This is a genomic window from Isoptericola hypogeus (assembly GCF_039531145.1).
GTDB classification, from domain to species: Bacteria; Actinomycetota; Actinomycetes; order Actinomycetales; family Cellulomonadaceae; genus Isoptericola; species Isoptericola hypogeus.
This window is the reverse complement of record NZ_BAAAPM010000003.1, coordinates 1766408-1779078: the sequence shown is the minus strand read 5'-3', so window position 1 is coordinate 1779078 and position 12671 is coordinate 1766408. Positions and strand designations below refer to the sequence as shown.

16 protein-coding genes are annotated in these 12671 nt (G+C 75.0%); 5 read left to right on the top strand and 11 right to left on the bottom strand.

Going from position 1 to position 12671, the window contains the following annotated elements; genetic code table 11:
* Window positions 1-2 precede the first annotated feature (2 nt).
* Window positions 3-416: a DMT family transporter gene (locus ABD254_RS10255; RefSeq protein ID WP_344248176.1), complete on the top strand. Its 414-nt coding sequence runs from the start codon at window positions 3-5 to the stop codon at window positions 414-416.
* Here the strand turns inward: ABD254_RS10255 and ABD254_RS10250 are convergent.
* The 3 genes from ABD254_RS10250 to ABD254_RS10240 all read right to left on the bottom strand — a co-directional run bounded on the left by ABD254_RS10250 (window position 370) and on the right by ABD254_RS10240 (window position 3304).
* Window positions 370-1119, bottom strand: coding sequence for an SDR family NAD(P)-dependent oxidoreductase (locus tag ABD254_RS10250; protein WP_344248174.1), 750 nt, complete (start codon window positions 1117-1119; stop codon window positions 370-372). The genes ABD254_RS10255 and ABD254_RS10250 overlap by 47 nt on opposite strands.
* A gap of 97 nt (window positions 1120-1216) precedes the next feature.
* Complete coding sequence (locus ABD254_RS10245; protein WP_344248172.1) at window positions 1217-2047, bottom strand: aldo/keto reductase; 831 nt, start codon at window positions 2045-2047, stop codon at window positions 1217-1219.
* Between the two features lie 51 nt (window positions 2048-2098).
* Window positions 2099-3304 carry an MFS transporter gene (locus ABD254_RS10240; RefSeq protein ID WP_344248170.1) on the bottom strand — a complete coding sequence of 402 codons (1206 nt, stop codon included), beginning with the start codon at window positions 3302-3304 and terminating at the stop codon, window positions 2099-2101.
* 186 nt (window positions 3305-3490) lie between these two features.
* Between ABD254_RS10240 and ABD254_RS10235 the strand changes: the two genes are divergently transcribed.
* Complete coding sequence (locus ABD254_RS10235; RefSeq protein ID WP_344248168.1) at window positions 3491-3937, top strand: MarR family winged helix-turn-helix transcriptional regulator; 447 nt, start codon at window positions 3491-3493, stop codon at window positions 3935-3937.
* An 8-nt stretch (window positions 3938-3945) separates the two neighbouring features.
* Entirely contained in the window at window positions 3946-4389 is a 444-nt protein-coding gene (locus ABD254_RS10230) for a pyrimidine dimer DNA glycosylase/endonuclease V (protein WP_344248166.1), read from the top strand.
* Between the two features lie 9 nt (window positions 4390-4398).
* Here the strand turns inward: ABD254_RS10230 and ABD254_RS10225 are convergent, their stop codons facing one another.
* Genes ABD254_RS10225 through ABD254_RS10200 form a run of 6 tightly spaced genes read right to left on the bottom strand, consistent with a single transcriptional unit; the run spans window position 4399 to window position 9487 of the window.
* Window positions 4399-5307, bottom strand: a complete 909-nt coding sequence (locus ABD254_RS10225) for a prenyltransferase (protein ID WP_344248164.1) — start codon at window positions 5305-5307, stop codon at window positions 4399-4401.
* A complete protein-coding gene (locus ABD254_RS10220) occupies window positions 5304-5639 on the bottom strand; it encodes a lycopene cyclase domain-containing protein (RefSeq protein WP_344248162.1) in 336 nt (111 codons plus the stop codon). The genes ABD254_RS10225 and ABD254_RS10220 overlap by 4 nt, the downstream gene beginning before the upstream one ends.
* Window positions 5636-5974, bottom strand: a complete 339-nt coding sequence (locus ABD254_RS10215) for a lycopene cyclase domain-containing protein (protein WP_344248160.1) — start codon at window positions 5972-5974, stop codon at window positions 5636-5638. Before ABD254_RS10215 ends, ABD254_RS10220 begins: the two co-directional genes overlap by 4 nt.
* Window positions 5971-7554 carry a phytoene desaturase family protein gene (crtI, locus tag ABD254_RS10210; protein ID WP_344248158.1) on the bottom strand — a complete coding sequence of 528 codons (1584 nt, stop codon included), beginning with the start codon at window positions 7552-7554 and terminating at the stop codon, window positions 5971-5973. Before crtI ends, ABD254_RS10215 begins: the two co-directional genes overlap by 4 nt.
* Window positions 7551-8450, bottom strand: a complete 900-nt coding sequence (locus ABD254_RS10205; RefSeq protein ID WP_344248156.1) for a phytoene/squalene synthase family protein — start codon at window positions 8448-8450, stop codon at window positions 7551-7553. The genes crtI and ABD254_RS10205 overlap by 4 nt, the downstream gene beginning before the upstream one ends.
* A complete protein-coding gene (locus ABD254_RS10200) occupies window positions 8447-9487 on the bottom strand; it encodes a polyprenyl synthetase family protein (RefSeq protein WP_344248154.1) in 1041 nt (346 codons plus the stop codon). Before ABD254_RS10200 ends, ABD254_RS10205 begins: the two co-directional genes overlap by 4 nt.
* A gap of 70 nt (window positions 9488-9557) precedes the next feature.
* Here ABD254_RS10200 and ABD254_RS10195 point away from each other — a divergent pair, with 70 nt between their 5' ends.
* The gene (locus ABD254_RS10195; RefSeq protein ID WP_344248152.1) at window positions 9558-10103 is read left to right on the top strand and encodes a MarR family winged helix-turn-helix transcriptional regulator; all 546 of its coding nucleotides are present in this window, start codon (window positions 9558-9560) and stop codon (window positions 10101-10103) included.
* Entirely contained in the window at window positions 10100-11614 is a 1515-nt protein-coding gene (locus ABD254_RS10190; protein WP_344248150.1) for an SDR family oxidoreductase, read from the top strand. The genes ABD254_RS10195 and ABD254_RS10190 overlap by 4 nt, the downstream gene beginning before the upstream one ends.
* On the opposite strand, the gene ABD254_RS10185 is transcribed toward ABD254_RS10190, so the two are convergent.
* Entirely contained in the window at window positions 11594-12256 is a 663-nt protein-coding gene (locus ABD254_RS10185; RefSeq protein ID WP_344248148.1) for a transcriptional regulator, read from the bottom strand. The two genes, ABD254_RS10190 and ABD254_RS10185, sit on opposite strands and share 21 nt — an antisense overlap.
* A complete protein-coding gene (locus ABD254_RS10180) occupies window positions 12253-12666 on the bottom strand; it encodes a DNA-binding protein (protein WP_344248146.1) in 414 nt (137 codons plus the stop codon). The genes ABD254_RS10185 and ABD254_RS10180 overlap by 4 nt, the downstream gene beginning before the upstream one ends.
* Between the last annotated feature and the right edge of the window lie 5 nt (window positions 12667-12671).

Below are 12671 nucleotides of genomic sequence, written 5' to 3'. Positions count from 1 at the left end.
CGATGAGCGGGAAGAAGAACGCGAGCACTGTGGCCTGGGTCGTGCTGCTGGCCAGCGCGGTGCTGGAGGCGGTCTGGGCCACCGCCCTGGACGCGAGCCACGGGTTCACGGTGCTCGGCGACACGATCGTGTTCGTGGTCGCCCTCACGCTGAGCATGCTCGGCCTCGGCTATGCGGCCAAGCACATCCCGATCGGCACCGCGTACGCCATCTGGACCGGCGTCGGCGCGGCCCTCACGGTCGGGTGGGCGATGGTCGCCGGGACCGAGACGGTCAGCGCGCTCAAGGTCCTGTTCCTCGCCGGCATCATCGGCTGCGCCATCGGGCTCAAGATGGTCGGCCACGGCGAGGACCACCCCGATCCCGCCGTCAGCGCCGGTGGATCACCTGAGCCGCGGCCTGGTCGCGCGGCATGAGCAGCACCTGGTCGACGTTGACGTGCGCCGGGCGGGTGGCGATCCATGCCACCGTCTCGGCGACGTCGTCGGCCGTGAGCGCCTCGACGCCCGCGTAGACGGCGTCGGCCCGCTCCTGGTCGCCCTTGAAGCGCACGAGCGAGAAGTCGGTCTGCACCATGCCGGGGTCGATCTCGCTCACGCGCACCGGCTGGCCGAGCAGCTCGAGCCGCAGCACCCGGGTGAGCGCCGCCTCCGCGTGCTTGGCCGCGTTGTACCCGGCGCCGCCCTTGTAGGGCTCGCGGCCCGCGATCGAGCCGATGGTGATGACCTGCCCGTCGCCCGACGCGACCAGCTGCGGCAGCAGCGCCTTGGTGACCCGCACCGTGCCGAGCACGTTGATGTCATACATCCGCTGCCAGTCGGCGAGATCCGCCTCGGCGACGGAGTCGGCTCCCAGCGCGCCGCCCGCGTTGTTGACGAGCAGGTCGCAGCGGCCGAGCCGCTCGTCGACGGTGCGGGCGAACGCCTCGACCGATGCGTCGTCCGTGACGTCCAGCGGGATCGCGGTGCCGCCGGTCTGGGCGGCCACCTGCTCCAGCCGGTCCAGCCGGCGGGCCCCGAGGACGACGTGGAAGCCCGCCGCGGCGAGCGCGCGGGCGCTGGCCGCGCCGATGCCGCTGCTGGCTCCGGTGACGACGGCTACGCGGGTGGCACTCGGCATGGGTGGCCCCTCCTCGGGGAACGGGATCGGCCGGCCGGCAGGGCGCCGACCTCGGCTCCCCCGATCGTAGTGGTCGACGCCGCGCCGCCGGCGGTGCTCAGCCCTGGAACGTCGCCGGGTGCGGGCCCGTGCGCCCGTCGCGCTCGAGCCCGTCGATGGCGGAGAGCTCGGCGTCGGTGAGGTCGAACCCGAACACGTCGAGGTTGGCCGCGATCCGCGCCGGGGTCACGGACTTGGGGATGACGACGCGGCCCTGCTGCAGGTGCCACCGCAGCACCACCTGGGCGGGCGTGACGCCGTGCGCGCGGGCGGCGTCGACGACGGCAGCGTCGCCGAGGACGGCGCCCTGCGCCAGCGGGCTCCACGCCTCGGTGACGGCGCCGTGCCGCACGTTGGCGGCGGCGGTGTCGCGGTTCTGCAGCGCGGGGTGCAGCTCGACCTGGTTGACGACGGGGGCGGCGCCGCCGAGCGCCGCGACGCGGTCGAGGTGCTCGGGCAGGAAGTTCGACACGCCGATCGAGCGGGCGAGGCCGGCGTCGCGCAGGCCCTCCAGGCCCTGCCAGGCGTCGAGGTACGCGTCGGTCGCCGGGGCGGGCCAGTGGATCAGGTACAGGTCCACGTGGTCGAGGCCGAGCTTCTCGAGGCTCGCCTCGAGGCCCTCCCGCGCGGCGGCGCGGCCCAGCCCGTCCACCCACAGCTTGGTGGTGACGAACAGCTCGTCGCGGGCGACGCCCGACTCGGCGATCGCGCGACCGACGCCGCGCTCGTTGCCGTAGACGGCGGCGGTGTCGATGCTGCGGTAGCCCGCCTCGAGGGCCGCGCTCACGGCGGTCGTGGTCTCGGCGTCGGGCACCTGGAAGACGCCGAAGCCGAGCTGGGGCATGGTGCGGCCGTCGGCGAGGGTGACGGCGGGGACGTTCGTGGTCATGAGGGCGTGCCTTTCGTGGGGGTGTGTCGGGTCGTGGGGAGTGCCGAGGGGTCAGACGGCGGCGGGCGCGGGCTCGTGCTCGACGTCGCGCGGCCGAGCGAGCTCGCCGCCGCGGGTGCGGACGGCGACCAGCAGGACGCCGAGCCCGGCCACGGTGATGGCCGCGCCCACCCACAGGGGCGCGGTGTAGCCCGCGCCGGCGGCGAGGGCGAGGCCGGCGGCCCAGGCGCCGAAGGCGTTGCCGACGTTGAACGCGGCGATGTTGGCGCCGGAGCCGAGGGTGGAGCCGGTGCCTGTCGACCCGTCGGCGTACCGCATGATGCGGGCCTGCAGGCCCGGCACGGTGGCGAAGCCGAAGCCGCCCATGAGCAGCAGCGACACGACGGTCGCGACCTTGCTCTGCGCGGTGAGCGCGAAGACGACGAGGACGACGGCGAGCACCGCGATGATGGCGGTCAGCGCCTTGACGAGGTTCCGGTCCGCGGCACGGCCGCCGAGCACGTTGCCCGCGAAGAGCCCGGCCCCGAAGACGACGAGGAGCCACGGGACGGCGGCGCCGCTGAAGCCGCTGACATCGGTGAGCGTGAAGGCGATGTACGTGAAGCCGCCGAACATGCCGCCGAAGGCGAGCACGGTGACTGCCATGGACAGCCAGACCTGACGCTCGCGGAAGATGCGGAACTCCGACAGCACGGAGCCGGCGGAGCGGTGCTCGATGCGCGGCACCAGCACGGCGATGCCGACCAGGCCGATCACGCCGATGACCGTGATGGCCCAGAACGTGGCGCGCCACCCGGCGGCCTGGCCGAGGAACGTGCCGAGCGGCACGCCGGCCACGTTCGCGATCGTCAGCCCGGCGAACATGACCGAGATGGCGGCGGCGCGGCGGTTCGCGGGCACGAGGTCGGCCGCGACGACCGCCCCGATGCCGAAGAACGCGCCGTGGCACAGGGCCGCGACCACCCGGCCCGCCATCGTCATCCCGTAGGTCGGGGCGACGGCGGACAGCAGGTTGCCGGCGATGAACAGCACCATCAGCAGCAGGAGCGCGCGCCTGCGCGGCACGCGGGACAGGGCGGCGGTCAGGGCGATGCCGCCGACGGCGACGGACAGCGCGTAGCCGGAGATCAGGTAGCCGGCCACCGTCTCCGTGACGCCGAAGTCGGCGGCCACCTGCGGCAGCAGGCCCATGATGACGAACTCGGTGAGTCCGATGCCGAAGCCTCCCAGGGCGAGGGCGTACAGCGCGGCAGGCATCGAGGCCTCCAGTGATGAGGGTGCGGGACGCGTCCGGCCGCGTAGGGTCCGGGCGCAACTACCGGCGTGTGCATTAGTTGCACGCGCAACGTTCTAGATAGTTGCACACGCGCTCTACCCGCGCAAGGCGCTATGCTGTGACGCGGAAGACCGGGCCGCCACGAGGCCCGGCGAGGAGGCCGACACATGGGAATCGCCGACGACGCCGTCGAGATCCGCGCGCGCGGCTGGCGCACGCTCGCCGCGCTGCACGGGCTGATCGAGACCGACCTGGAGCGCGCGCTGCAGAAGGAGCACCGGCTCTCCGTGGTGGAGTTCACCGTGCTCGACGCGCTGAGCCGCCAGGACGGCTGGCACATGCGCATGCAGCAGCTCGCCCGCGCCGCGGCCCTGTCCAGCAGCGCGACCACGCGCCTCGTCACCCGCCTCGAGGACCGCGGCCTGCTCACGCGCATCCTCTGCGCCGACGACCGCCGCGGCATCTACACCGAGCTCACCCCCGCCGGCCGCGCCCTGCTCGAGGCCGCCCGGCCCACGCACGACCGCGCCCTCGAAGACGCCCTCGCCCGCGCCGACGAGATCCCCGAGATCGCCCCGCTCGCGGCGTCGCTGCACGCCGGCGCCACCGTCTGAGCCGCCCGATGCGGATCTGGTCGCTGCACCCTCGTCACCTCGACCGCCAGGGGCTGACCGCGTGCTGGCGCGAGGCGCTCCTCGCCCAGGCCGTGCTCGCCGGGCGGACCCGTGGGTACCGGAACCACAGCCAGCTGGTCCGGTTCCGGGCCGCCCCGGACCCCGTGGCCGCGATCGGCGACTACCTGTGGGGCGTCGCGGCCGAGGCCTCCGACCGTGCCTACTCCTTCGACCGGGCCCGCATCGTCGACCCGCCCCGCGACGGCCGCCCGCCGGCGCCGAAGGTGTCCGTGAGCGAGGGCCAGCTGGCGTTCGAGCGCGACCACCTGCTGGCGAAGCTGCGCGTGCGCAGCCCCGAGCGGGCCGCGGCGTGGGAGGCGGACCCGACGGTCCAGGTCCACCCTCTCTTCACGACGGTGCCCGGCCCCCGCGAGGCGTGGGAGAAGGGGTGAGGCCGACGCTCAGAGCCATCCCTGAGCGAGCGCGATGAGCAGCTGCGTGACGAGGAACCCGCTGACCAGGTTCAGCCAGAGGAACCGGCGCCAGCCCGGCCTCGCCCGCTCGCACTCGTCGTCCGACAGGTCGCGGAACGGCGCGATGCTCACCAGGTACGGCAGGGGGATCACGGCGGCCAGCGCGCCCGGCCAGCCCGCGGCGAGCATCGCCGCGGAGGCCAGCGCGTAGCCGACCATCGCGGCGCGGACCGTGGACCGCGCCCCGAGCCAGGTCGCGACGGAGGCGATGCCCGCCGCGCGGTCGGCGGCGATGTCCTGCACCGCGCCGAAGGCGTGCGACGCCATGCCCCACAGGAAGAACGCGACCATCGTGGCCACGGTCGCCCGGCCGGGCTCCGCTCCCGCCAGCGCCAGACCGAACGCGGCGGGGCTGACGAAGTGCGTGCTCGAGGTGACCGAGTCGAGCACCGGGCGCTCCTTGAACCGGAGCCCGGGCGCGGAGTACGCCACCACCGCGAAGACGCTCAGCGCGAGCACCGCCGTCGAGGCCGGCCCGCCCACGACCACCAGGTAGACGAGGAACGGCGCGTTCGACAGGGCGGCCGACCACAGCACGGTCCGGTGCCACCGGAGGCCGAGCACCACGCCCTCGAAGCCGCCCTTGCGGGGGTTGCGTAGGTCCGACTCGTAGTCGAAGACGTCGTTGGTCCCGTACATCAGCAGGTTGTAGGGCACCAGGAAGTACAGCGTGCCGATCACGAGCACGGCGTCCAGTCGGCCGGCGCTCAGCAGGTACGCGGCCGCGAACGGGTAGGCGGTGTTGACCCAGCTGATCGGGCGGGACGCCCCGATGAGCTGACGCACCGCGCCGGGCTGCGGCCGCGCGGGCGCCGCCGTCGTCCCCTGGTCGCTCACGGCTCGTCCCCCTCGGTCGCGGCCGTCGCGGCACGCCGCGCGCCGAGCAGCTCCCACGTGGCGGGCAGGAGCAGCGCGGCGGCGACCGGCCACGCGAAGTCCTCCACCGGGGCGTCGATGATCCGCAGGCCGCTGAGCGCCGCCTCGTCGTAGCGGAACAGGTCGGCGGCGATCATCACGGAGTCGAACACCGCGGTGAGGACGGCGAGCACGAGCGCCACCGCCCCCACCGCCGCCCACCAGCGCAGCGGCGGGCGCACCCGCGCGGCGCACACGGCCGCCACGGCGGCGGCGACGGCCACCACCGCCCAGGACAGCGCGCCGTAGGTCATCGCCGGGCCCCCCGGCGGTGGGACGGCCGGTCCGCGAGCCGCGTGAGCAGGCCGAAGAGCACCATCGTGAGGTAGCACAGGAAGGTCACGAAGACGATCTCCTCCACCGGCAGGTGCGGGAGCAACTCGAGACCGCTGAGGGACGCGCCGCCACCGCGCCCGTAGAACCCCAGCACGATCGCGGCGACGTCGACGAGGAGGAAGAAGGCCACCCCGCACGCCAGGGTGACGAGTCCCCGCCGCGGGCGGGCGAAGAGGAACAGGCTCCAGCGACGGTCCATCGCGACCATTCCCGCCAGCGAGGCCAGCAGGCAGCCCAGGTAGACCCACCTCATGCCGGCTCCGGCAGCGGCCCGGTCGAGCGGTCCCCGCGCAGCCGCTTGACCAGGATCTCGGCGCTGATCAGGCACATCGGCAGCCCGATCCCCGGGATGGTGCTCGACCCGGCGTAGTACAGGCCGGCGACCTTCCGGGAGGCGTTCCGGCCGCGCAGGAAGGCGCTCTGCCGCAGGGTGTGCGCCGGCCCGAGGGCCCCGCCGGACCACGCGTGGAGGTCCGCGAGGAAGTCCCCGGGGCCGACGGTGCGGCGCAGCACGATCCGCTCCCGCAGGCCGGCCACGCCGGACCACGCCGCGACCTGGTCGATGGCGGCGTCCGCGATGCGTTCGACGACGGGGTCCCCCGCGCCGTCGAGCCCGCCGCGACCGATCCCCGGGTCCGGCGGCACGGGCACCAGCACGAACAGGTTCTCCGCGCCCGGCGGCGCGACCGTCGGGTCCGTGGCCGAGGGGCGGCAGACGTAGCAGGAGGCCGGGTCGGGGACGCGCCGGCCGTCGAAGATGTCGTCGAAGTTCCGGGTCCAGTCCCGCGTGAAGAACAGGGAATGGTGGGCGAGCTCGGGCAGCTCACCACGCACCCCGAGCTGCACCAGGACGGCGCCGGGCCCCGACTCGCGCCGGTCCCACCAGCGCTCGGGGTAGGTCTGCAGCCGCGGCGGCAGCAGCCGCGTCTCGACGTGGTGCAGGTCGGCCGCACCCACGACGACGTCCGCCGGGACGTCGCGCTCCTCCCCGTCCTGCAGGACCCGCACCCCGGTCGCCCGCGCACGGCCGCGGCGCGTCGCCTCGGTGGCGATCGCGGTGACCGTCGCCCCGGTGTGCAGGCGCGCGCCCTCCTTCTCGGCCCGCAGCGCGATCGCGTCGATCAGCCGGGCGAACCCGCCGTGGGGATAGCGGACGCCGTCGGCCAGGTCGAGGTGGCTCATCAGGTGGTAGAGGCTCGGCGCCCGGTCGGGGGACGAGCCGAGGAACACGGCGGGATACCCGAGGATCTGCCGCAGCCGCCGGTCGGTGAAGGACCGCGCCACGAACGCCTCGAGCGGGGTCGTCAGCAGCGTCGACAGCCGGCGGGCGCGACGCAGCACGTCCGGGCGCGCCAGCGGGACCAGGGACTGGAAGCTGGAGTACAGGAAGCGCCGCGTGGCGATGTCGTAGGCGTCGCGCGCCGAGGCGAGGTAGCGGCCCAGCCGCGCGCCCGCTCCCGGCTCGATCGCCTCGAACGTCGCCTCGTTGGCCGCCTGGTCGGCGTGGACGTCCGCGGGTTCCCGGATCCCCTCGAAGAACACGCGGTAGCCGGGCTCCAGGACCTCGAGGTCGAGCTCGTCCTCGGCCGTGGTGCCGAGCAGCCGGAAGAAGTGGTCGAAGACCTCCGGCATGAGGTACCAGGACGGACCGGTGTCGAAGCGGAACCCGTCCCGTTCCCAGGAGCCCGCGCGTCCCCCCACGCGGTCGTGCTGCTCGAACAGGTCGACCTCGTAGCCCTCGCGCGCGAGCAGCGCCGCGCAGGCCAGGCCGGCGATGCCGCCCCCGACGACGACCGCCTTCCCGGCCGGCGCCGACCCGGCCGGCGTCGTCACGACCGGCCGCCGAGGGCGTAGGCGTGGACGAGGATCCACGTCTTGTGCGCCGCCGGCACGCGGACCCGGGAGCGGCGCAGCCGGCTCGCCGGGACCTGGCGGAGGTGCTTGGAGAGCGCCGCGAACAGGTCGTGCGCCGCCGCCACGGCGCGGCGGCTGCTGGCGGGGAGCCGGTCGATGGCGACGGCCGCGACGGCGAGGTCGGCGTCGACGTCGTCGAGCAGCTCGTCGCGCTGCCCGTCGGTCAGGCGCTCGGCGACCACGCCCGGGAAGTAGGTCCGCCCCCGCAGGTCGACGTCGGCGCCGAGGTCGCGCAGGAAGTTGACCTTCTGGAACGCCGCTCCGAGGCGACGGGCGCCCGGCGCGAGCTCGCCGTAGCCGGGGCACCCGGCGGCGTCCGGGGCCGCCACGAACGCGCGCAGGCACATGAGGCCCACGACCTCCGCCGACCCGTACACGTACTCCCGGAGGCTCTCGTCGTCGTGGCGACGGACGCTGAGGTCGGTGCGCATCGACGCGAAGAACGGCGTGATCAGCTCCGGGCCGATGCCGCAGGCGCGCGCGGTCAGCGCGAAGGCGTGCACCACGAGGTTCGAGCTGTACCCGTCCCGCACGGCGGTCAGCGTCTGCTCCTCGAGGGCGTCGAGCAGCACTCCGGCCCGCTCGGCGTCCGGCACCATCGGGCCGTCCACCAGCTCGTCCGCGACCCGCACGAGCGCGTAGATGTTGCGCACCTGGGTGCGCACCGGCTCGGCCAGCAGGCGGCACGCCCACGCGAACGACGTGGAGTAGCCGGCGATGACCGCGCCCGCGCTGCGCTGGGCGACCCGGTCGTACAGCGGGTCGCCCGAGGTCACGGCGGCGGGCGCGCGCTCCCGGTCGGCACGGACGGTCATGCGGCGCTCCGCAGCAGGCCCTCGGTGCGCGCTCCCACCCAGTCGAACAGCTCCGCCGGCAGGCCGAGCACGCCGGCGACGTCGAGCGCGAGCCGCAGCCGGCTCCGGACGAGCCCCTCGACGAAGCGCCGCGACCCGCAGGCCTCGAGCAGGCCGCACACGTCGTCGGCTTGCTCGCGGGTGAGGTCCGCGCAGCCATGGAACGGCGCGATCGACGGCCACGCCGTCGTGGTGCGGGCGTGGGCGACGAGGGCGGTCTGCCGCCCCTCTCGGAGGTCCGTGAGGCAGCTCTTCCCGCTCTGCGCCTCGTCGCCGAACATCCCGATGACGTCGTCCTGCAGCTGGAACGCCACGCCGACCAGCCGCCCGACCTCGCCCAGCCGGCGCACCACGCGGTCGTCCGCCCCGGCGAGCACGGCGCCGGCCTGGAGCGGGAGCGTGAAGGAGTACGCCGCGGTCTTGAGCTCGGCCGTCCGCAGCACGTCGTCGACGGTGGCGTCCCCGATGCCGACCGAGAGGCCGACGTCGGCCAGCTCCCCGGCGGCGCTCGCGTGCACGGCCCGGTCGACGAGGTCGTGCAGGCGTCGGACCGTCGCCGTCGGGGCGCCGCAGAGCGACACCGCGCGCAGCGCGCCCACCAGCGCGAGGTCGCCGGCGAGGATGCCGGAGGTGTCGGCGTAGGCGCGGGCGCCCGCCTCGCCCGCGCCGGCCGCGCGCGCCCGTCCCGCCGCGGCACCCGACACGTTGGGCCGGCCGCGCCGCGTCAGGTCGCCGTCGATCACGTCGTCGTGGACCACGAACGCGGTGTGCAGCAGCTCCACGGCCCCGGCGACCGTGGCGGCGAGCCGGTCGTCCGTGCCGCCGTAGGCCCGGTAGGTGCCCAGGAGCAGCGTCGGCCGGAACCGCTTGCCGCCCGTGGTGGCCGTGGCCAGGTCGGTCCAGAGATGGCGGTACGGCGCCCCGAGGGTGTCGGAGTGCGCGGCGCCCTGTGCCAGGAACTCGCGCAGCACCGCATCCGGGTCTGCGTGGTCGGTCACCTGTCGACCTTCCTCTCTCACGGAATATTGCTAGCCTGGCTAGTAATACATGAAAGGTAACATCGCGACCATGGAGCACACCACCCCGCCCGACGACCGCTACTGGTACGGGCGCGACGACGTGCCGGTCGTCGCGATGCTCGAGGCGCTCCGCGTCTTCCGCCGGGCGGACCAGGACATGCGCGCCCGGATCAGCGCGGGGATGGCCATGAACGTGACGGACCTGCAGGCCCTGCAGATCGTGATCGCCGCCGAGACCCGCGGTGAGCCGGCCACACCGCGGGCGCTCGCCACCGCGCTCCACATCTCGACCGCGTCGACCACGAAGCTGCTCGACCGCCTCACAGCCTCGGGTCACCTCCGGCGCGAGCCGCACCCGAGCGACCGGCGGTCGCTCGTCATCGTCGCCACCGAGCACGCCCATCAGGAGGTCCGAGAGCGGCTGACGCGGATGCACGAGCGCATGGCCGAGATCGGGCGCGAGGTGCCGGCGGGCGCCCGCCCCGCGGTGGCACAGTTCCTGCGCAGCATGGCGACCCAGCTCGACGAGGAGGGCGACGTCGCCCCGCTGCAGCGCGATCCCCGGCTGGCCGCCACGACGGAGCAGTCACCATGAACGACGGCACCGCTGACGACGGCCGGCCGGCGAGCGGCGGGCTCGCCCTCGTCACGGGCGCCACCGGGTACATCGGCGGCCGCCTCGTCCCCGAGCTGCTCGCCGCCGGGTACGCCGTGCGCGTCATGGCCCGGCATCCCGAGCGCCTCGCCGCCCGGGACTGGGTCGACGACGTCGAGGTGGTCACGGCCGACGCGACCTCCCGCGACGACCTGCGTCGCGCCCTGGACGGCGTGGACGTCGCGTACTACCTCATCCACGCCCTCGGGTCGGGCCCCGAGTTCGCCGACCAGGACCGTCGCACGGCCCGTGGCTTCGCCGTCGCGGCCCGCGAGGCGGGGGCACGCCGCGTCGTCTACCTGGGCGGCCTGTACCCGGAGGGCGAACGGCTCTCGCCGCACCTGGCCTCCCGCCGGGAGGTGGGCGAGATCCTGCTCGACGGCGGCGTGCCGACGGTCGTGCTGCGCGCCGCGGTGATCCTCGGCTCGGGAAGCGCCTCGTTCGAGATGATGCGCTACCTCACGGAGCGGCTCCCGGCGATGGTCGCGCCGCGCTGGATCGACAACCGCATCCAGCCCGTCGCCGTCCGGGACGTGCTGCGCTACCTCGTCGGCGCGGCGGGCCTCCCCGCCGACGTCAGCCGGGCGTTCGACATCGGGGGCCCGGACGTCCTGACCTATCGGGAGATGATGCAGCGCTATGCCTCCGTGGCCGGCCTGCCGCCGCGGATCATCCGGGCGGTCCCGGTGCTGACCCCCCGCCTGGCCAGCCTGTGGGTCGGGCTGGTGACGCCGGTCCCGCCGGGGATCGCGCGACCGCTCGTCGGCTCCCTGGTGCACGAGGTGGTCGCCAAGGAGGGGGACGTCAAGGCCTACGTGCCCGACCCGCCCGAGGGGCTCCTCGGCTTCGACCGCGCCGTCGCGCTGGCCCTGGCACGGATCCGCGACCTGGACGTCCGCACCAGCTGGACGTCCGCCTCGACGCGCGGTGCACCGTCGGACCCCTTGCCCGAGGACCCCGACTGGGCCGGCGGCAGCCTCCAGGTGGACGACCGCTCACGCACGGTGGACGCCACCGAGAAAGCCCTCTGGTCGGTGATCGAGGGCATCGGCGGCGCCCACGGCTGGTACTCCTGGCGCCTGGGCTGGATGGCGCGCGGCGTGATGGATCGCCTGTTCGGCGGGCCCGGCCTGCGGCGAGGTCGCCGCGACCCGCACCGGCTCGCCCCGGGCGACGCGCTCGACTGGTGGCGGGTGGAGGCGATCGTGCCGGGCCGGATGCTGCGGCTGCGCGCGGAGATGCGGCTCCCGGGCCTCGCCTGGCTCGAGCTGTCCGTCGAGGGCGACGACGGCGGCGGCACGCGGTTCCGGCAGCGCGCGATCTTCTACCCCCGCGGGCTCCTCGGCCAGGCCTACTGGTGGGCGATCAGCCCGTTCCACGGCGTCGTCTTCGGCGGTATGCAGCGCAACATCGCGCGCGCCGCAGAGGCGTCAGTCGGCGCCTTCGCGTGAGGTGACCGCACCACGCGCGATGCCCGCCGTGGCGAGCAGGTCCTCGTGCAGCTCCATCCACACCCCGTGCACGGACGCCGCGCCGAGCCCGGCCACGCGTGAACCGTCGCCGTCGCACGCGGCGGCCAGAGCGCCGTCGAGCCGCCCGTCGTAGCCGGCGAACCGCTCGAGGACGGCGGCGAGCCGGGCGAGCAGGGGGCGCACCCCGGCCACGGCGGCGCCCAGCTCGTCGAGCACCCGGGCGTCCCACGCGGGGTCGCGATGGTCGTTGACGTCCAGCCTCCCGCCGTCGCCGGGGCGCAGCTGCCAGTCCGTGCAGGCCTGCCGGAGCCGGCCGTTGAGCGGGTCGAAGCCGGCGAGCACCTCGTGCACGACGGCGGCGGGGCGACCCGTCGGGTCGGTCGCCAGCTCGGCGGCGAGCAGGCGCTCGTCCTCGGCCCTGCCGCGCCCGGTGAGCGACCAGCCGCCGAGGCCCGCGAACTCGGCCCGCCTGACGAGCCCGAACGCCTCGAGGTCCAGCAGGTGCTCGCGCGCGACGGCGACGTCGAGCCCGTAGCGCGCCGCGGCGGACTCGTCGTCCGCCGTGCCGAGGATCCGCACCGCGTGCAGCACCAGCAGCTCGGGCTCGGACGCGCTGCTCACGACGCTCCCCCGTCGTCCCCCGAGCGCGCGACCAGCCGGTCGAGCCGCTGCTGGCTCGCCTGCGGGGAGCCGAGGCCGAGCGCCGCCGAGAGGCGAGCCCACGTGTGCCCGGCCGCGCGCGCCGAGAAGAGCGCGGCCGTCTCGAGCTGGTCGACCTCGGCCCGGGCCGCGGGGACGAGGGCCAGCGCGGCGAGCGCGCCCTCGGCGTCCTGCTCCGACGTGAGGTCCCCGCGAGCCGAGCGCCACAGGTAGTGCCGCACGAGGTCGACGGCCGACGGCGGTGCGGGCTCAGGCTGCCACGGGCGCGGCTCCAGCGTGTGCGCGCCCAGTGCGAGCAGCGTGCGGCGCGCGCTCGCCCCGGCGTCGGCGTCGCTCCGGTCGGTCGCGGCGGCGTCGTGCTTGCGATCCATCCCGC

Excerpts from the sequence above, each read along its gene's own strand:
- ABD254_RS10255 (WP_344248176.1), top strand. The coding sequence starts at position 3 with ATGAGCGGGAAGAAGAACGCGAGCACTGTGGCCTGGGTCGTGCTGCTG.
- ABD254_RS10250 (WP_344248174.1), bottom strand. The coding sequence starts at position 1,119 with ATGCCGAGTGCCACCCGCGTAGCCGTCGTCACCGGAGCCAGCAGCGGC.
- ABD254_RS10245 (WP_344248172.1), bottom strand. The coding sequence starts at position 2,047 with ATGACCACGAACGTCCCCGCCGTCACCCTCGCCGACGGCCGCACCATG.
- ABD254_RS10240 (WP_344248170.1), bottom strand. The coding sequence starts at position 3,304 with ATGCCTGCCGCGCTGTACGCCCTCGCCCTGGGAGGCTTCGGCATCGGA.
- ABD254_RS10235 (WP_344248168.1), top strand. The coding sequence starts at position 3,491 with ATGGGAATCGCCGACGACGCCGTCGAGATCCGCGCGCGCGGCTGGCGC.
- ABD254_RS10230 (WP_344248166.1), top strand. The coding sequence starts at position 3,946 with ATGCGGATCTGGTCGCTGCACCCTCGTCACCTCGACCGCCAGGGGCTG.
- ABD254_RS10220 (WP_344248162.1), bottom strand. The coding sequence starts at position 5,639 with ATGACCTACGGCGCGCTGTCCTGGGCGGTGGTGGCCGTCGCCGCCGCC.
- ABD254_RS10215 (WP_344248160.1), bottom strand. The coding sequence starts at position 5,974 with ATGAGGTGGGTCTACCTGGGCTGCCTGCTGGCCTCGCTGGCGGGAATG.
- ABD254_RS10205 (WP_344248156.1), bottom strand. The coding sequence starts at position 8,450 with ATGACCGTCCGTGCCGACCGGGAGCGCGCGCCCGCCGCCGTGACCTCG.
- ABD254_RS10195 (WP_344248152.1), top strand. The coding sequence starts at position 9,558 with ATGGAGCACACCACCCCGCCCGACGACCGCTACTGGTACGGGCGCGAC.
- ABD254_RS10190 (WP_344248150.1), top strand. The coding sequence starts at position 10,100 with ATGAACGACGGCACCGCTGACGACGGCCGGCCGGCGAGCGGCGGGCTC.
- ABD254_RS10180 (WP_344248146.1), bottom strand. The coding sequence starts at position 12,666 with ATGGATCGCAAGCACGACGCCGCCGCGACCGACCGGAGCGACGCCGAC.